Source organism: Demequina sp. NBRC 110057 (assembly GCF_002090175.1).
In the GTDB taxonomy this organism is placed as follows: Bacteria; Actinomycetota; Actinomycetes; order Actinomycetales; family Demequinaceae; genus Demequina.
On record NZ_BBRN01000003.1, the window covers coordinates 209345 to 226805 of the forward strand.

At 71.0% G+C, this 17461-nt stretch carries 20 protein-coding genes; 1 reads left to right on the top strand and 19 read right to left on the bottom strand.

Going from position 1 to position 17461, the window contains the following annotated elements:
• Positions 1 to 17: 17 nt before the first annotated feature.
• The 6 genes from B7K26_RS00975 to rimM form a co-directional block, all read right to left on the bottom strand.
• Positions 18 to 344, bottom strand: coding sequence for a DUF2469 domain-containing protein (locus tag B7K26_RS00975; protein WP_084076822.1), 327 nt, complete (start codon positions 342 to 344; stop codon positions 18 to 20).
• A gap of 51 nt (positions 345 to 395) precedes the next feature.
• Entirely contained in the window at positions 396 to 1067 is a 672-nt protein-coding gene (locus tag B7K26_RS00980; RefSeq protein ID WP_084076823.1) for a ribonuclease HII, read from the bottom strand.
• A 10-nt stretch (positions 1068 to 1077) separates the two neighbouring features.
• Complete coding sequence (lepB, locus tag B7K26_RS00985) at positions 1078 to 1737, bottom strand: signal peptidase I (RefSeq protein ID WP_375537568.1); 660 nt, start codon at positions 1735 to 1737, stop codon at positions 1078 to 1080.
• Between the two features lie 58 nt (positions 1738 to 1795).
• Complete coding sequence (gene rplS, locus B7K26_RS00990) at positions 1796 to 2143, bottom strand: 50S ribosomal protein L19 (protein ID WP_084076825.1); 348 nt, start codon at positions 2141 to 2143, stop codon at positions 1796 to 1798.
• Between the two features lie 129 nt (positions 2144 to 2272).
• Entirely contained in the window at positions 2273 to 2977 is a 705-nt protein-coding gene (trmD, locus tag B7K26_RS00995; protein ID WP_084076826.1) for a tRNA (guanosine(37)-N1)-methyltransferase TrmD, read from the bottom strand.
• Positions 2974 to 3507: a ribosome maturation factor RimM gene (gene rimM, locus B7K26_RS01000; RefSeq protein WP_084076827.1), complete on the bottom strand. Its 534-nt coding sequence runs from the start codon at positions 3505 to 3507 to the stop codon at positions 2974 to 2976. The genes trmD and rimM overlap by 4 nt, the downstream gene beginning before the upstream one ends.
• A gap of 122 nt (positions 3508 to 3629) precedes the next feature.
• On the opposite strand from rimM, the gene B7K26_RS01005 reads away from it, so the two are divergent.
• Positions 3630 to 4817, top strand: coding sequence for a carbohydrate-binding domain-containing protein (locus B7K26_RS01005; RefSeq protein ID WP_084076828.1), 1188 nt, complete (start codon positions 3630 to 3632; stop codon positions 4815 to 4817).
• Between the two features lie 70 nt (positions 4818 to 4887).
• On the opposite strand, the gene B7K26_RS01010 is transcribed toward B7K26_RS01005, so the two are convergent.
• The 13 genes from B7K26_RS01010 to B7K26_RS01070 all read right to left on the bottom strand — a co-directional run bounded on the left by B7K26_RS01010 (position 4888) and on the right by B7K26_RS01070 (position 17220).
• Positions 4888 to 5118, bottom strand: coding sequence for a KH domain-containing protein (locus B7K26_RS01010; RefSeq protein ID WP_084076829.1), 231 nt, complete (start codon positions 5116 to 5118; stop codon positions 4888 to 4890).
• Between the two features lie 2 nt (positions 5119 to 5120).
• Positions 5121 to 5603 (bottom strand): 30S ribosomal protein S16, encoded by a 483-nt coding sequence (gene rpsP / locus B7K26_RS01015; RefSeq protein WP_084076830.1) that lies wholly within the window; start codon positions 5601 to 5603, stop codon positions 5121 to 5123.
• Positions 5604 to 5752: 149 nt separating this feature from the next.
• On the bottom strand, positions 5753 to 6397 hold the full coding sequence (locus B7K26_RS01020) for a hypothetical protein (protein ID WP_084076831.1): 645 nt from the start codon (positions 6395 to 6397) through the stop codon (positions 5753 to 5755).
• A gap of 57 nt (positions 6398 to 6454) precedes the next feature.
• On the bottom strand, positions 6455 to 7252 hold the full coding sequence (locus B7K26_RS01025) for an FAD:protein FMN transferase (RefSeq protein WP_084076832.1): 798 nt from the start codon (positions 7250 to 7252) through the stop codon (positions 6455 to 6457).
• Complete coding sequence (locus B7K26_RS01030; RefSeq protein WP_143340392.1) at positions 7249 to 7722, bottom strand: hypothetical protein; 474 nt, start codon at positions 7720 to 7722, stop codon at positions 7249 to 7251. The genes B7K26_RS01025 and B7K26_RS01030 overlap by 4 nt, the downstream gene beginning before the upstream one ends.
• Positions 7723 to 7726: 4 nt before the next feature.
• Positions 7727 to 9085, bottom strand: a complete 1359-nt coding sequence (locus tag B7K26_RS01035; protein WP_084076834.1) for a ferredoxin reductase family protein — start codon at positions 9083 to 9085, stop codon at positions 7727 to 7729.
• A gap of 94 nt (positions 9086 to 9179) precedes the next feature.
• Entirely contained in the window at positions 9180 to 10277 is a 1098-nt protein-coding gene (locus tag B7K26_RS01040; RefSeq protein WP_084076835.1) for an amidohydrolase family protein, read from the bottom strand.
• 21 nt (positions 10278 to 10298) lie between these two features.
• The gene (ffh, locus tag B7K26_RS01045) at positions 10299 to 11900 is read right to left on the bottom strand and encodes a signal recognition particle protein (protein WP_084076836.1); all 1602 of its coding nucleotides are present in this window, start codon (positions 11898 to 11900) and stop codon (positions 10299 to 10301) included.
• A 167-nt stretch (positions 11901 to 12067) separates the two neighbouring features.
• Positions 12068 to 13831 (bottom strand): HD domain-containing protein, encoded by a 1764-nt coding sequence (locus B7K26_RS01050; RefSeq protein WP_084076837.1) that lies wholly within the window; start codon positions 13829 to 13831, stop codon positions 12068 to 12070.
• 17 nt (positions 13832 to 13848) lie between these two features.
• On the bottom strand, positions 13849 to 14187 hold the full coding sequence (locus B7K26_RS01055; protein WP_084076838.1) for a P-II family nitrogen regulator: 339 nt from the start codon (positions 14185 to 14187) through the stop codon (positions 13849 to 13851).
• Between the two features lie 2 nt (positions 14188 to 14189).
• Positions 14190 to 15443, bottom strand: coding sequence for an ammonium transporter (locus B7K26_RS01060; RefSeq protein WP_084076839.1), 1254 nt, complete (start codon positions 15441 to 15443; stop codon positions 14190 to 14192).
• A 205-nt stretch (positions 15444 to 15648) separates the two neighbouring features.
• Positions 15649 to 16809: a signal recognition particle-docking protein FtsY gene (gene ftsY / locus B7K26_RS01065; protein WP_084076840.1), complete on the bottom strand. Its 1161-nt coding sequence runs from the start codon at positions 16807 to 16809 to the stop codon at positions 15649 to 15651.
• Positions 16810 to 16848: 39 nt separating this feature from the next.
• Positions 16849 to 17220: a hypothetical protein gene (locus tag B7K26_RS01070; protein WP_084076841.1), complete on the bottom strand. Its 372-nt coding sequence runs from the start codon at positions 17218 to 17220 to the stop codon at positions 16849 to 16851.
• Positions 17221 to 17461 lie beyond the last annotated feature (241 nt).

A 17461-nucleotide genomic window follows, 5' to 3' on the forward strand; every position in this document is an offset into this window, starting at 1 on the left:
CGGGGCGAAACCCCTGGTCAGCGGCCCCGCAGCTGGCGAATGTCGGGGATCGCGTCGTCGTTGTCCGACAGCTCCTCGATGTTCACGTCCTTGAACGTGACGACCCTGACCGACTTCACGAGGCGAGCCGAGCGGTACACGTCCCACACCCAGGCATCGGTCATGGTGACCTCGAAGTAGACGTCGCCTCCCGAGGCGCGCACCTGCAGGTCCACCTTGTTGCACAGGTAGAAGCGGCGCTCGGTCTCGACCACGTACTGGAACAGGCCCACCACGTCGCGGTACTCGCGGTACAGGGCCAGCTCGGCCGCGGTCTCGTAGTTCTCCAGGTCGTCACTGCTCACCGGACCATCATGGTCGGTTCCCCGTGCCGGGGCGAATCCGGCGCGCCGTCGTTACGGGGCGTCGGGGGTGGGAAGCGCCCACGAGCGACGGTGCAGGTCGCTCGGGCCGTGCTCCCTGAGGGCGTCGAGGTGGACCGCGGCGCCGTATCCCTTGTTGCCGTCCCAGCCGAAGTGTGGGTAGTCGGCGTGCGCCGCGACCATGAGCGCGTCGCGCTCCACCTTGGCGAGCACCGATCCCGCGGCGATCGACGCGCACGCGTCGTCGCCCTTGATCACCATCATCACCGGCGGGGTGGGGGCGGCCGATGCGGGGGCGGGCTCGTCGAACAGGCTCGCCTCGGGAGGGGTGAGCCAGTCGTGCTTGCCGTCCAGCAGGATGGCGTCGACGACGACACCCGCGGCGGTGATGCTCTCCAGCGCGCGCGTCCCCGCGAGGCGCAGGGCGCCCACGATGCCGAGCGCGTCGATCTCGGCAGGACTCGCGTGCGCCACGGCGCGGGCCACCCCGTAGCCGGCCAGGGCATCGGCCATGCGCTCCCGGCGCGCGGGGCTGAGGCGCTTCGAATCGGCGAGCCCCTGGGGCCACTCGTCACAGGGGGCGAGCGCGCACACTCCCACGGTCACCGGGCCGGCGAGCGCTCCCCTGCCCACCTCGTCGATGCCGGCCACCACGCGGGCTCCGGCGTCCCACAGCGAGCGCTCGTGGTCGAGCGAGACGGGCATGAGGGGCCGCTCAGTACTGCGCGACGGTGGGGTCGTCGTACGGGTTGGTGAGGGTGTGGAAGTTCTGGAACGGCCACACAGTGACGAAGGCAGTGCCCACGATGGAGGAGATGGGGATCGCGCCGCCGCCGGGCTCGCCCATGTGAGCGCGCGAGTCGGCGCTGTGCGCGCGGTTGTCGCCCATGACCCACACGTACCCGTCGGGAACCGTGGTGGTGAACTCCTCGAGCGAGGGCTCCACGTCCTCGGGGAGGTAGTCCTCCTCGAGCGGCTCGCCGTCGATGGTGATGGTGCCGTCCACGTCGCAGCACACCACTGTCTCGCCCGGCAGGCCCACGACGCGCTTCACGAGGTGCTCGCCAGCGTCCTCGGGGAGCAGGCCGGTGAAGGTCAGCAGGTTCTTTCCGACGGAGGCGAGCGCGCCGTCGTCCTCAGGCTCGCTGTCGCCGAGCCAGCCGAACGTGTCGTGGAACACCACGATGTCCCCGCGACGCAGGTCGAGCGGCTCCGGCCGCCACTTGGTGACGAGGATCCGGTCGCCCTCCTGGAGGGTCGGGATCATCGAGCCCGACGGGATCCAGAAGGACTGAAAGAAGAAGGTCTTCAGCAGCAGCGAGAGCGCGAGCGCGCTGAAGACGATGATGAGGACCTCTTTGGTCCACCCCCACAGACGAGAACCGGCGGAGGGGGCGTGCCCCTCCGCCGGCCTGTCAGCGGTGTCGCCGATCTCAGTTCTCGCGCTTCTCGCGGATGCGAGCGGCCTTGCCGCGACGCTCCCGCATGTAGTACAGCTTCGCGCGACGCACGTCGCCGCGGCTGACCAGCTCGATGTGGTCGATCGTGGGGGCGTGCACCGGGAAGGTGCGCTCGACGCCCACGCCGAACGAGATCTTGCGGACGGTGAAGGTCTCGCCGATGCCCTGGCCCTGACGGCCGAGCACGAAGCCCTGGAAGACCTGGATACGCGAGCGGTTGCCCTCGACGACCTTCACGTGCACCTTCACGGTGTCACCCGGACGGAAGTCCGGGACGTCGTCGCGGAGCTGGCCCGCGGTGATGCTGTCAAGCTTCTGCATGACTCTTTCTCCACACGCACGCCACAGGTCATACGTGGTTCTTGCCTTGCGGCAATCGGTAGATGTCAGCGCGTCACGGTCGTTGCTCGGCCCCCTGTGGCAGACGTGAGCACCGCGCGCACCGAGGAACTATTCTGCCACAGCCTCCTGGCCGCCTGCCAGCAGATCGGGCCTGCGCTCGCGCGTGCGCTCGAGCTGCTGCGCGTGGCGCCACTCAGCGATCCGCCCGTGGTGGCCGCTCAGCAGGACGTCGGGGACGTCGAGGCCGCGCCAGGAAGCCGGGCGCGTGTAGCTGGGGTACTCGAGGAGTCCGTCGGAGTGCGACTCCTCGACGATCGAGTGGGCGTTGCCCATGAAGCCTGGGATGAGGCGGGTGATGGCCTCGATCATGGCGACGACGGCGACCTCTCCCCCGTTGAGCACGTAGTCGCCAAGGGAGATCTCCGACACCGGGTGGCCGGCCTCGGCGTAATGCTGGGCCACGCGCGCGTCGATGCCCTCGTACCTGCCGCACGCGAACACCAGTTGCTCCTCGCCCGCCAGCTCGGCGGCGCGCGCCTGGGTGAAGGGCACGCCGGCGGGCGTCGGGATCACGAGGTGCGCGCCGGGCTGCATGACGTCGTCCAGCGCCGCGCCCCAGACGTCGGGCTTCATCACCATGCCGGCACCGCCGCCGAACGGGGCGTCGTCCACGGTGCCGTGGACGTCGTGCGTCCAGGCGCGCAGGTCGTGGACGCGCGCGTCGACCAGCTCCTTCGCGCGGGCCTTGCCCAGTAGCGACAGGTCGAGCACGGAGAAGAACTCCGGGAAGATCGTGACGACGTCGAGCCTCATCCGCGCGTCTCCCCCGTCTCCTCGGGCGTCTCGCCCGCGAGCAGCCCGTACGGCGGGGTGACGACGACGCGGCGCGCGTCCATGTCCACCTCGGGAACGAAGTCCTCGACGAAGGGGATCATGGCGCGGTGCCCGCCGGGCTGCTTGACCACGAGGATGTCCTGAGCGGGCATGCTCAGCAGGTCCACCACCTCGCCGACGGCCGAGCCGTCCGGGCGCACCGCCGCGAGGCCCACGAGCTCGTGCACGTACCAGGCGTCGTCCTCGTCGGACTCGTCACCGTCGATGACGAGCTCGACCCCGCGGGCCGCCTCGGCGGCGTCGCGGCCCACGATCTCGTCGAAGCGCAGGTACCAGCGCCCCGCCTGCGTGCGGACGGTGGCGATGGTGAGCGGCCCCGCGGAGGCGGGCTCGGTGTCGTAGGTCTCGCCGGGGATCAGGCGCTCGTCGGGGATGTCGGTGCGCACCTCGACGCTCACCTCTCCCTTGAGCCCGTGGGCGCGGCCGATGCGCGCGACGGTCAGCTTCATGGTCACCAGGGTACGGGGCCGGGCGGGGGCATCGGCCCTGCGGGAACGCCCGGCCGCTTCTCAGCGCTCTCCCAGGCGCGACTGGTGAAGTGGAACCCATCAGCCCCCACGGAAGGACCATCATGAGACTCCCCGCGACCATCACCGCCAGCCTCCTCGCCGGAGCACTGGTCCTCGCCGGATGCAGCACCACCGACGCGACGGACACCACCGCCGCGGCCGACACCACCACGACGGTCACCGAGGCGTCCGACACCGCGTCGACGGACACCACCGCGACCACGACGGACGGCGTGGTCGACGACGTCGACTGGGACGCGCTGGACACCACGGAGGTGACCCTGACGGATGAGGGCCTCACGATCACGGAGGCGGGCACGTACGTGCTCAGCGGGTCGACGACAGGGCAGGTGGTCGTCGACTCCGACGGCCCCGTCCGCCTGGTGCTCGACGGCGTCGAGATCGCCTCGACCGAGGGCGCGGCCATCCAGGTCGACGCCGCGGAGATCGCCGTCATCGAGCTGGCCGACGGCAGCACCAACACCGTGACCGACGCCGCCACCCGCAGCGACGAGGAGATCGACGGCGCGATCTACTCCGCCGACAACCTCGTCATCACCGGCACCGGAAGCCTCACCGTCAACGCGACCTTCGCCGACGGCATCGTGGGCAAGGACGATCTCACCATCGACTCGGGAACCGTGACCGTCACGAGCGTCGACGACGGCATCCGCGGCAAGGACACGCTCATCGTCTCCGGCGGGGACATCACCGTCGACGCCGCGGGCGACGGCCTGAAGGCCAGTAACGACAGCGACCTCGGCGAGGGTGTGCTGGCCATCACCGACGGGACCGTCACCGTGACCTCCGGCGACGACGCGATCAAGGCCGAGCAGCAGCTCGTCATCTCGGGCGGCACCGTCGACGTCGTGGAGTCCGTCGAGGGCATCGAGGCTCCCGTGGTGTCCATCTCGGGCGGCGACATTTCCGTGAACGCCTCCGACGACGGAGTCAACGCCGCCGCATCGGCCATCGTCACGGACGGCATCGGCATCACCATCTCGGGCGGCACCCTGGCCATCACCATGGGCTCGGGCGACACCGACGCGGTGGACAGCAACGGCGACCTCACCATCACCGGCGGCACGATCGACATCTCGGCACAGTCGGCCTTCGACTACGACGGCACCGGGACCCTGTCGGGCGCGGACGTCACGGTCAACGGCGAGGCGGTCACCGAGCTCACCGGCTCCATGATGGGCGGCGGCGCCGGCGGACCGGGAGGCACCGGCGGTCCCGGCAGCCGCTAAGGCACCCGCGACAAGCACGAGGCCCCCGCCACCCTGAAGGGTGACGGGGGCCTCGTGTGCGAGTGACGCGTCAGGCGACATCCACGATGTTGACCCGCACGTCCTCGCGCGCGATGGCGTCGATGACGGTACGGATCGAGGTCGCGGTGCGGCCACGACGGCCGATCACGCGCGGGAGGTCATCGGGGTGCACCACCACGTTGAGGGTGGTGCCGCGACGGCCCGAGCGCTCGGTCACGGTGACGTCGTCCGGGTTGCGGACGATGCTCTTGACCAGGAACTCCAGCGCGTCGACGACCACGATTACTTCTCCTCGGCCTCGTCGGCGGCGGCCTCGGTGGCCTCCTCCGCGGGAGCCTCGGCGGCCTCGGCCTCAGCCTTGGCGGCCTCCTCGGCCTCCTTCTTGGCCTTCTCCGCGGCGGCGGCCTTGTCGGCCTTCAGCTTCTCGGCGGCGTCGGCCTGGGCCTTGATCTGGTCCTCGGCCGAAGCCTTGCCAGCGGCGACCTTGACGGTGCTCTCGGCACCCTTCTCGCCCTTGAACTTGCCCCAGTCGCCCGTGAGCTTCAGCAGCGCGGCAACCTGCTCGGTGGGCTGGGCGCCCACGGAGAGCCAGTACTGCGCACGCTCCGAGTCGATCTCGATGACCGAGGGCTCCTCGGTGGGGTGGTACTTGCCGATCTCCTCGATGGCGCGGCCGTCACGCTTGGTGCGCGAGTCCATCACCACGACGCGGTAGAACGGGGCGCGCTTCTTGCCGAAGCGCTTGAGGCGAATCTTGACAGCCATGGCTGTCCTCCTTGTTCATTCGGTGTGAGCCTGCTCGCCCTCCCGGGGAAATCGGGAGGATCCGCTGGCAAGACGAATAGCTGCGCGGGTAGAGGGCCGCGGCAACCAACGCACTATTGTGCCAGATCCGCGCCCCGGGAGGAAATGTCTCAGGCGGCGGTGGCGCTCGAGGGCTCGATCACCGTGACGATGCTGCCGTCCTCGATCTCGAGCCACAGGCCCACGCTCTCCCGCGCGCCCGGCATGCCGACGGCCGCGAGTGCCTCGGCGGCGGTGACGGGATCCCAGTCGAACTGCGCGGCGTAGATGAGGACGTCGTCGGCCACGGGAGTGGTGATCTTGTGGACCACGTCGTTGGTCACGACGTGGTTGCTCCACTCCTCGTCGTCCGTGGCCATCTCGCGGTCCACGGTCCACTGCTCGGATCCCTCGCCGAACATGCACGCGACGTCCACGGTGACCTCGCCGTCGGCCATCGCCGAGACGAAGCCGAACCACATGCCGTCCGGCAGCGCGTCGTCCTCCTGGACGTCGCAGCCCGAGCCCATGGTGCCGTCGGCGTTGAGCGGGGCGTTGAGCTTGATGAGGCCGGAGACGTCGGACTGAATGGCGTCGGCGAGGCCGATGGCCGCGGTGCCGGAGGAGGCCACGTCGAGGTCTTCGGCCGGCGGGGAGGCGGTCGCCACCACGGTCGCCGACATTGTCGCGTCGCTCGCCATCGAGCTGCATCCGCCCAGCATCAGCGCCGCGCCCCCCAGCGCCAGTGCCGGGACGGAGAGGATGCGCTGTGCCATCGTTCCCTCTCGCCAGGTCCTGTGCGGGTCACCCTAGCACCACGCCTGGGACCGGACTCAGGAACCTTTCGAACGCCAGCCGGGGGTGCGCGACGCCTTCACGCGGCCGTCGCCGACGGTCAGCGCCTGCGCCTCGAGGCCGTGACGCTGCGCCGCCTTCGCCGCGGCCTTTCCCCCCACCACGATCGCCGTGGCCCACGCATCGCACCTCACGAGGTCGTCGCCGACCACGCTTGCCTGGGCGACGGAGGAGGCGGGCTGGCCCGTGCGGGGGTCCCAGATGTGGCCCGACCGATGGGCCAGGCCGGAGGTGGCGATCGCGTGGTGGCCGGTGGCGCCGTCCCCGCCGAGGCCCAGCGTCACGACTCCCACCACCGGCGCCTGCGGGCCGGGCGCCTCGCGGGGATCCGCAATGCCGATGCGCCAGCCCGCGTCCGTGGGGGCGCGCCCGCTCACGGTGACGTCGCCGGCACAGCCGAGGCTCCAGCCGTCGGCGCCGACGAGGCCAAGGCGCCACCGCGAGCGCTCGAGCGCCCAGGTCTTGACGATGCCCGTGGGGTCGATGGTGCCGTCAGGCGTGCGGGCATCGAACAGGCCGTCCGTCTCGTCGCGGAACGCCTCGCACAGGTCGAGCACCTCGACCACCGCGGGCGGCGCCTCGCCGATGCTCGCCTCGCCGCGTCCCAGCCTGCTGATCCAGCTGTCGTGGCGATAGGTCGAGAAGACCTCGTCGACCCACGCGAGGTCGGCGGCGACGAAGCCCGCCACGGCATCGGCCGTCTCCTCGCTGACGTCTCCCACGAGCGTGAGGTCGACGTCCATGGCCATCGCCGTGACCGTGCGGGTCAGGGTCACAGCCCGGCCTCCTCGAACGCGGCCTCGGCGGATTCCACCATCGCGGGGGACGTGAAGCTCGCGCCGGAGACGTACTCGACGTCCCAGTCCTGCGCCTCGAGGAACTCCTCCTCAAGCTCGGGAAGGGCGGCGTCGTTGATGCGCACCGACTCGGGGGCATCCGTGCCGGCGACGGGGAACTCCACGTCGACCAGGACGCCGTTCTCGAAGGTGAGGCTCACCTGGTAGTCGCCGCGAATGTTGGTCACGACGGGGCCGTCGAAGGTCCCGGTGACGCCGTCGCCAGCGTCTGTCGTCGACTCGTCGGTGGTCGCGTCTGTGGCTCCGTCGGCGGCGTCGTCGGTCGCGTCGGTCGCGCCCGTCGTCGGCTCCTCGGAGACGGCGTCGTCGGCGTCCGGAGCGGCGAGGACTCCCGACGTGAGGATCACGGCGCTCGTGCCGACCACCATCGCTGCGCGCTGGGCTCTCATCGCGTCACCATCCGAACTTCTCGAGGTGGATAGCCTCGGGCCTGAGCCCCGAGGCACGGGCATCGTCGGCGACCAGTTGCGCCCACGGGCGCGGGCCGCACACGTACAAGTCGGTCGTCGCGGGCTCGTGCACCAAGTCGCGAACCGCGAGCGGCTCGGCGGCCGTGCCCCACGTGTCGCCGCGGGCACCGAGCACCACGCGCAGGCGCGCCCCGCGCTCGGCGGCGAGCGCCTCGACCTCGTCCAGGAGCGGCGCCTCCTCGCGCGAGCGCGCGCGGATCACGACGGTCACGTCGTCCTCGGGGCCGCAGTCCTCGAGCATCGCCCGGATGGGCGTGACGCCGATTCCCGCGGCGACGAGCACGAGCGCGCCGCCGGTCCTGGTGCCGTGATGGAACGTGCCGAGGGGGCCCTCGGCGATGACGCGGGTGCCGGGGGTGAGCCCCGCGAGGGCGCTCGAGCCGTCTCCCGAGGGCTTGACGGTGATGCGCAGCCGGTCGCCGGGCGCGGCCGACAGCGAATACGGGTGGTGCTGCCACGCGAGGCCAGGGGTGAGGAAGCGCCACAGGAAGAACTGGCCGGGGCGGGCGCGCAGGTGGTCGAGGTAGCGTCCGGTCATCGTCACGGTCGTCGAGCCGTCCGCGAGGCGGTCGACCGCCTCCACCCTGATGGCGTGGTGCTCGAGGGTGACGAGGGGACGCGCGATCCTCCAGATGATGAACGAGCCGAGGGACACGACCCACAGCACTGCCCAGAACCACCAGGCCGCTCCCCCGGAGCGGAACGTCGAGCCCTCGAGGAACTGGTGCGGGACGGCGAAGGCCACTCCCACGTACACCAGCAGGTGCACGGCGTGCCAGCGCTCGTAGCGCCACCGCAGCCTCACGGCGGTGAGCGAGGTGAGGAGTACCACGAGGAACGCGACGGCGGCTACGAGGGCGAGCAGCATCCACCACCCGTACTGGGGCCAGGTGAGCACCTGCGAGACCACGCCGCGGCCGTCGTAGGAGGCGGTGACGGTGGTCATGATCGTGAGGTGCACCAGCATGAGCACGATCGCGACCTTGCCCCAGCGCGTGTGCATCGCGATGGCGCGGTCGTGGCCCAGCACGCGCTCGACCCACGGCGCTCGCGACGCGAGCAGGACCTGCGCCATCATCAGCACGGCGGCGACGATGCCGAGCGCGCGGCCGACAACGTACGTCCAGTCGGCGGCGGTCTGTGCGTAGGCGAGCGAGCCATCGGCGATCATGAACGCGATGCCGCTGACGGCGGCGAGCCACACTGCCGCCTCCAGGCCATCGGCCCACCAGGAACGCCAGCCGGCGGCGCGGGCGCGGGCGGCGGTGTCGACCGTCGTCATGGTCCTCCAGGGTTGGGGTCGGTCGGGGGTGCGTCAAGTATCGCTGGCGACGGTGGCGTCGCGCGACGAGCCCCCACCGATCCCCAGGGAACTCTCAGGCGACGCGGCGGCCGCGCAGGACGACGGCTCGCGGCCGCGCGAGCTCGCCGATGTCCTCGCGGGGGTCACGCTCGTAGACGACGAGATCGGCGCTCGCCCCCTCGGTGAGGGTGTCGGCGCCCAGGAAGGCGCGCGCGTCCCAGGTGGCGGCCGCGACGACGGCCGATGCGGGGATCGCCCTGGCCATCTCGGCAGCCTCGCGCGGCAGGAGTCCGTGGCCGAGCGTGCCGCCGGCATCGGTACCGACGAGCAGCGGCACCCCGGCGTCGTGGAGGTCGCGCACGTGGTCGTAGCGGCGCGCGTGCATGCGGCGCATGCGCGCCGCGTAGGCGGGGAAGCGCGCCTCGCCCTGGTCGGCGAAGCCCGCGAAGTTGTCGACCTGGAGAAGGGTGGGCACCACGGGGATGCCGCGCTCGGCGGCGACGGCGATGTGGGCATCGGTCATCCCGGTGCCGTGTTCGAGGCAGTCGATGCCGGCGTCGAGCAGGGGCCCGATCGCCTCCGTGGAGAAGGTGTGCGCCGTGGCCCTCGCCCCCGCCGCGTGCACCCGTGCCATCGCGGCGGCGAGGTCCTGGGGTGACCACAGCGGCGTGAGGTCGCCCACCTCGCGGTCGATCCAGTCGGCGATGAGCTTGATCCAGCCGTCGCCCTTGCGCGCCTCGTCCTCGGCGACCCCGGGGAGCTCGTCCGGGGCGATCTCGCGCGCATAGTGCCGCAGGTAGCGCTTGGGACGGGCGATGAAGCGCGCGGAGCGGATCAGCCTCGGCAGGTCGTCGCGGTCGTGCACAAAGGCAGTGTCGAGGGGACTGCCGGCGTCGCGGATGAGCAGCGTGCCCGCGTCCCGGTCCACCGTCGCCTGCTTGACGGCGAGGTCCCGGTCGGTGGCGCCGCCCGAGTCGAGGCCGATGTGGCAGTGCACGTCCACCAGGCCCGGCAGCACCCAGCCGTCAACCCGTACGGGCGTGCCGGAATGCATCGGCCGCTCGAAGGTGATCCGCCCGCCGATGACCCACGCCTCGGGGCGCACCGTCTCCGCGTCGACGAGGACGGGCCCCGTCAGGTGGAGGACGGGTGCGTCACCCGGCGCCGGCATCGGCCCTGCTCCCCCGCCGCCTTAGCGGCCCAGGTACTTGCCGAGGTCGGACTCGAGCTTAGTGGGGTCGAAGTCCTCGGGCTGCTGGCCGAGGCCGAACGCGCTTCCCGCGGGGGCCTGCGACTGGCCGGCCGTCTTGTTACGCGCGGCGGCCTCCTGCTGGGCGCGCTTGGCCGGGTTTCCCGACTTGCCCTTGACCTTCTTCTGGGGAGCCTGCTTGCCCTTGGACTTCTTGCCGCCTGGCATGCCGCCCCACGCGCCGGGCGCGCCGCCGCCCTGGCCGGGAAGCTGCGGCATGCCGCCGCCCTTGGCCATGGCGCGCATCATCTGCTGGGCCTGCTCGAAGCGCTTGACGAGCGAGTTGACGTCCGCCACCGTCACGCCGGAACCACGCGCGATGCGGGCGCGGCGGGAGCCGTTGAGGACCTTAGGGTTGTCGCGCTCGAGCGGCGTCATCGACTGGACGATGGCCTCGGTGCGCACCAGCTCACGCTCGTCGAAGTTCTCGATCTGGTCGCGCAGCTGACCCATGCCGGGGAGCATGGTGAGCATCTTCTTCATCGAGCCCATGTTCTTCAGCTGCTGCATCTGCGACAGGAAGTCCGTGAACGTGAAGTCCTCGCCCTTGGTGACCTTGGCCGCCATGCGCTCGGCCTCGGCCTGGTCGAACTTCTTCTCCGCCTGCTCGATGAGCGTCATGATGTCGCCCATGTCGAGGATGCGGCTCGCCATGCGGTCCGGGTGGAAGACCTCGAACTCGTCGAGCTTCTCACCCGTGGACGCGAACAGGATCGGCTTGCCGGTGACCTCGCGCACCGACAGCGCCGCGCCACCGCGGGTGTCGCCGTCGAGCTTGGTCAGCACCACACCGGTGATGTCGACGCCCTGGTCGAAGGCCTGGGCCGTCGCGACGGCGTCCTGACCGATCATCGCGTCGATGACGAACAGAACCTCGTCGGGGTCGATGGCCTTGCGGATGTCCGCGGCCTGCTTCATCAGCTCCTGGTCGATGCCCAGGCGGCCCGCGGTGTCGACGATGACGACGCTGTGCTGGCGCTGCTCGGCCTCCTTGAGGCCCTTCTTCGCCACCTTGACGGGGTTGCCCTTGACGCGCTCACCCTCGCGCGTCACGCCCGCCTCCGGGGCGAACACGGGAACGCCGGCGCGATCCCCGACCACCTGCAGCTGGTTGACGGCATTGGGGCGCTGAAGGTCGGCGGCGACCAGCAGCGGCGTCTGGCCGTTCTCCTTGAGGTGGTGCGCGAGCTTGCCGGCGAGGGTGGTCTTACCGGCACCCTGGAGGCCGGCGAGCATGATGACCGTGGGGCCGGACTTCGCGAAGTTGAGGCGGCGGGCCTCGCCACCCAGGATCGCGACGAGCTCCTCGTTGACGATCTTGACGACCTGCTGGCCCGGGTTCAGCGCACCCGAGACCTCCTCGCCGAGCGCGCGCTCACGGATGTTGCCGGTGAACGTGCGGACCACGGGCACCGCGACGTCGGCGTCGAGCAGCGCGCGACGGATCTCGCGGATGGTGCCGTCGATGTCCGCCTCGGACAGGCGGCCCTTGCCCCGGAGGTTCCGGAAGGTCGACGTGAGGCGGTCGGAAAGGTTGGCGAACACAGGTGTCCCTTCGAAAAACGTGCGGGCTCAAGCCTACCCGGGGTCCGCATCGGCCACCGCTGCCCCACCCCCGCCCGCCGCAAATGGCCGCATTTGCGGCTCGTCGCCGCGTGACGTGCCGCAAATGTGGCCATGTGCGGCACGGGGATGTGAGGGGGCGAGCGGGGTCAGCGTGCCAGGGGCCTCGCCGTCGCCACCAGCGTGTCGGCGAGCGACGCGCGCCACGGCGTCCAGACCTTCGGGCCCGCTGCCTGCGCATCGGCCTCGGTGAGCGCCCGCAGCGTCAGCAGCAGGTCCTCGCGGCCGTCCAGCGCATCGAGCAGCTCGCGCGCGGTCGCCGGGTCGGCGGGGTCGCGCTTGGTGGACAGCAGCGACAGCAGCAGGTGGTGGCGCACGAGGGTCTCGACGTCCGCGGTGAAGGCGTCGGTCCACCCCAGGCGGGCGCCGATGCCGGGGATGAGCGCGGCGCCGTCCACCGAATGGTCGGTCGCGCCCGCCCGCTTGCCGATGTCGTGAAGCCAGGCCGTGAGCAGCAGCAGGTCCTGGTCGGGCACCTCTCGCTTGTGCTTGGACGCGAGCACGACGGTCTCGATCATGTGCCGGTCGACGGTGAAGCGGTGGATGGGGCTGCGCTGAGGCCTGTTGCGCACTCCCTCCCACTCGGGAAGCCAGCGCACGGCGAGACCGTGGAGGTCGAGCGCCTCCCACACGGCGACAAGGTGGTGCGAGCCACGCAGGAGGTCGCGCAGGTGGATGCGCGCCTGCTCGGGCCACGGCTCCTCGATCGCCGGCACCGCCTGCATGGCCTCAAGCAGCCCGGGTGTGAACGGCAGGCCGGTGATGGCTCCCACGCCCGCGGCCCGCAGGGCAAGCAAGGGATCGGCCGACGGGTCCACGCTCGGAGCGAGCGCGAGCTCGCCGTCGACGTCGATGAGCCCCTCGGACACTGTCACGTGACGCGGCGCGCGCGCCATGCGACGCGCCTTCCAGGCGACGGAGCCGATGCCGGAGCGCTCGAGCGACCCGCGCGCCCCGCGCTCGGTCTGGTCGAGCGCGTACGCGACGGTGCGGCCGGCATCGGCGATGGAGGCGAGAAGGTCATCGGGATCGCCGTAGCCGAGGAGCCCGGCCACGTCATCGGCCACGTGTCGTCCCAGAAGATTGACGGGCCGGCCCGACACCACGTGAAGCGCGTCGCGCACGTCGCGCAGGTGCTCCCCCGCCGCGTCGACGGCGCCGTGCGGGCGGTCGGTGAGCCACGTCGCGCTGAGCGCCGACAGGCTCATGTAGTCGCGCAGCCCCCCGCGCGACTCCTTCAGGTGGGGCTCGATGAGGTACGCGATCTCGCCGTGGCGCTCCGCGCGGGCGCGCGACGCGGCGAGCAGCTCCGGGAGGCGCTTGCGCGAGGCGGCGCGCCAGTCCGAGTAGATCGCGGCGCGGGCCTGGGCGACAAGGGTGTCGTCGCCCGCCAAGGGCTGAATGTCGAGCAAGCCCGCGGCCGCGGCAAGGTCCTTGGAGGCCACCTGACGGCACTCGGTCAGCGAACGCATCGAGTAGTCGAGCTCGAGGCCGGCGTCCCAGATGGGGTACCACAGGGCCTGGGCGAGCTCGGCGAGGGCGTCCTTCGACAGCGAGCGGCCGTCGTGCAGCAGGACCAGGTCGAGGTCGGACCAGGGACCGGCGTCGCCGCGGCCCAGCGACCCGACGGCGCCGAGGGCGACGCCCTCGAGCGGCCCGGCAACCTCGGCCCAGTGGACGATGAGGGCGTCGCGGGTGAGGGTGGTGAGGCGGCGTCGGCGCTCGGGACCGGGGACGCCGTCGGCGAAGAGGCGCGCCGCCGCATCGGCCCTCAGACGCTTGAGGTCCCGCACCCCGGAAGGGTGCGGGACCTCAGCGTCGGAGCCCTCAGCAGCGCTGGGGATGTGCTCCATGTGTGTGCGGTGACTCCTTAGAGCGCGTCGGCGCCGTGCTCACCCGTGCGGACACGGGCCACGTCGTCGACCGGAACCGTCCAGACCTTGCCGTCGCCGATCTTGCCGGTCTGCGCGGCCGAGACGATGGCCTCGGTCACGGTCGCGGCGTCGGCGTCATCGACCAGCACCTCGAGGCGGGTCTTGGGCACCAGGTCCACGGTGTACTCGGCACCGCGGTAGACCTCGGTGTGGCCCTTCTGGCGGCCGTAGCCGGCGGCCTCGGAGACCGTGACGCCCTTGACGCCTGCGGCCTCGAGGGCGGCCCGGACCTCGTCGGTGCGGTGGGGCTGAATGATCGCAGTGACCAGCTTCATGGCTACTTCGCCTCCTCGTAGGCGGTCTCGCCGTGCTCGGCGAGGTCGATTCCGGAGACCTCGACTTCCTCGCTCACGCGCAGACCGATGGTGTACTTGATGGCCAGTCCGATGATCAGCGTAGCGATCGCGGAGTAGACCATGGTGATGCCGGCCGCGGCGGCCTGAACACCGAACAGCGTGATGCCTCCACCGTAGAACAGTCCGGCGTCGCCGTTGATGGTGCCGTTGGCCAGCAGGCCAATCGCCAGGGTGCCCCACAGGCCCGAGACCAGGTGGACGCCGACGACGTCGAGCGAGTCGTCGTAGCCGAACTTGTACTTCAGGCCCACCGCGAGGGCGGACAGCGCACCGGCGAGCAGGCCGATGATCGCGGCGCCGAAGGCGTCGACCGAGGCACACGCGGGGGTGATGGCGACCAGACCCGAGACGACACCGGAGGCGGCGCCGAGCGAGGTGGCCTTGCCGTCGCGGATCTTCTCGACGAGCAGCCAGCCGAGGATCGCGATGGCGGTGGCGACGGTGGTGTTGACCCACGCGGTGGCGGCGAAGCCGTCGGCGGCGTAGGCGGAGCCAGCGTTGAAGCCGAACCAGCCGAACCACAGGAGCGCGGCGCCGAGCATCACGAACGGCAGGTTGTGCGGACGCATCGGCTCCTTGCCGAAGCCCTTGCGGACGCCGAGGAGGAGCGCCATCACCAGGCCGGCGACACCGGCGTTGATGTGAACCACCGTTCCACCGGCGAAGTCGTACGGTCCGGCCACATCGCCGAACAGGGGGCCGCCGGCGCCGAGAAGCGCGTCGAAGCCCTCACCGTTGGTGCCCGTGCCCCACACCCAGTGGGCGACGGGCGAGTAGACCAGGATGACCCACAGGAACGCGAACACGAGCCACGAGCCAAACTTCATGCGGTCGGCGACCGAGCCCGAGATCAGGGCGACCGTGATGATCGCGAAGGTAGCGCCGAAGCCCGCGGTGATGATGCCGAGAGCGTCGCCGCTCTCCATCGTCGACTGGAGGCCGAAGTCCGTCAGGGGGTTACCGATGATGTTGTTCATCGTGTCACCGGAGGCGATCGAGAACCCGAAGGTGATCCAGGCGAGCACTCCGACGGCCATCGCGCCGAAGCTCATCATCATCATGTTCAGCACCGACTTGCCTCGCGACATGCCGCCGTAGAAGAACGCCAGACCGGGCGTCATCAGCAGCACGAGCGATGCAGAGATCAGGAGCCAGGCAATGTTGCCGCTGTCCATTCTGCTTCTCCTTTGTTCCCGCCCCTCGGCGAGTCACAGGTCAGCCTGGCGAAGAAGTGTTGCCCCTGAAACACCGCAATGTTTCCGCACCGTTACAAGGCGTGCGCGGACGTAAAACGTGTGTTGCGAGGGCGCGAAAGCGGGAACGCGGGGTGCGAAATGTCCGTTGCGACGGCGCGCGACGGGCGGCCGATGCCGTGGCTGGCTAGGCCCCGAGAAGGCCGTCGACGAACTGCTCGGCGTCGAACGGCGCGAGGTCGTCGGCGCCCTCGCCCAGGCCGATCAGCTTGACCGGGACGCCGAGTTCACGCTGCACCGCCACCACGATGCCGCCCTTGGCGGTGCCATCCATCTTGGTCAGGACGATGCCGGTGATGGGGGCCACCTCGGCGAAGACCTTTGCCTGGGTCATGCCGTTCTGGCCCGTGGTCGCGTCGAGGACGAGGAGCACCTCGACGGGCGCCGCCACCTTGGACGAGACGCGGATGATCTTGCCCAGCTGGTCCATGAGGCCGGCCTTGTTCTGCAGGCGGCCGGCGGTGTCAATGAGCACCACGTCGGCGGCGTCGTCCCTGGCGCGCGAGGCGGCGTCGAAGGCCACGGAGGCCGGGTCGGCGCCGTCGACCTCGGAGCGGACCACTGGCACACCCACGCGGGCTCCCCAGGTCTCGAGCTGGTCGGCGGCGGCGGCGCGGAAGGTGTCGGCGGCGCCCAGCACCACGGAGCGGCCCTCGGCGACGAGGACGCGGGCGATCTTGCCGACGGAGGTGGTCTTGCCCACGCCGTTCACGCCGACGACGACGATGGGCTCGTGCTTGCCCTCGCCGGGGGCCGCGAGGTTCAGCTCTCGATCGAGCGTGGGGTCGACGATCTCGAGCAGAACGGCGCGCAGCGTGGCGCGCGGGTCGGCCTCCGGGTCGGCCTTCAGGCGCGCGCGCAGCGAGTCAAGGATGTCGTCCGTGGCGGCGGCGCCCACGTCCGCGAGCAGGAGGGTCTCCTCGAGCTCGTCCCAGTCGTCCTGTCCCAGGGAGCCGCGCGAGAAGATCGCGAGGAGGCTCGCCCCCAGTCCCCCGCCGAGGCGGGAACGCAGCCGCGCCAGGCGCGTGTCGGCCGACTCGGGAGCCTCGGTGACGACGGCGGCCTCGGCAGGAAGGGTGCGGGTCGGGGCCGCGGCGGCCTCGTCCGCGTCGGCGGGCTCGGCATCGGCCGTGCGCGTGGCCTCCGCGCCCGGGGTGGGCCGGGCGCCGGAGCTCGGCTCGGACTTGCCACCGCGTCGCGTGAGGCCGATGGCCCCACCGATCACGACGACGGCGGCGATGATGACGACGACGAGGTCGGCGTCTCCGGGGATCCAGGTCACGTCCATGGCACCAGTGTGTCAGGTGCTGCCGCGTTCCCCCGCGCGTTACTGGCGGCGCAGGACGATCTCGCCGGTGGTCGCGGCAGGCTCGCTGTCCCCCGCGCGCATGGCGCTCACGCGGTCGCGGGCGTGCAGCGCCGCCTCCTTGGCCTCGTGGGCTGCCTCGCGCGCCCAGGCGGCGGCGCGGTCCTTGCCGGACTCCTCCTCGGGAACCGAGTCGATGGAGTTGAGCAGGTCCCACGCGGAGTCCTCGCGCTCCACCTCGTCGTACATGTGCTCCATCCCCTTGCGCTCGTCGACGCGCAGGACGATGCGCAGCAGGTGCTGTGCGCGACCCTCGGCGAAGGCGGCCACCACGAAGACGACCACCGATAGGAACACGGCGACGGTGAGACCGGAGACGAGTGAGGACGGCATGGGGAGGACTCCTCGGGGATAGGGACAAAGCGGACATCCAGCGTGAACCCGCGTTCAGGACGAACGCAAGGACCTCGACGGCGATTCCCCTGATACGGACGCCCTCGCGGGCACACGTCTCCCCCGACGGACGAGGGACAGGGCATCGTCGAGGCCGCGGATCCCGCGGATCCACGCTGACGAGGGCGGCGCTGCCGCAACAATTCTAACGAACGCGACCTCTCAGGTCGCTGAGAACGAG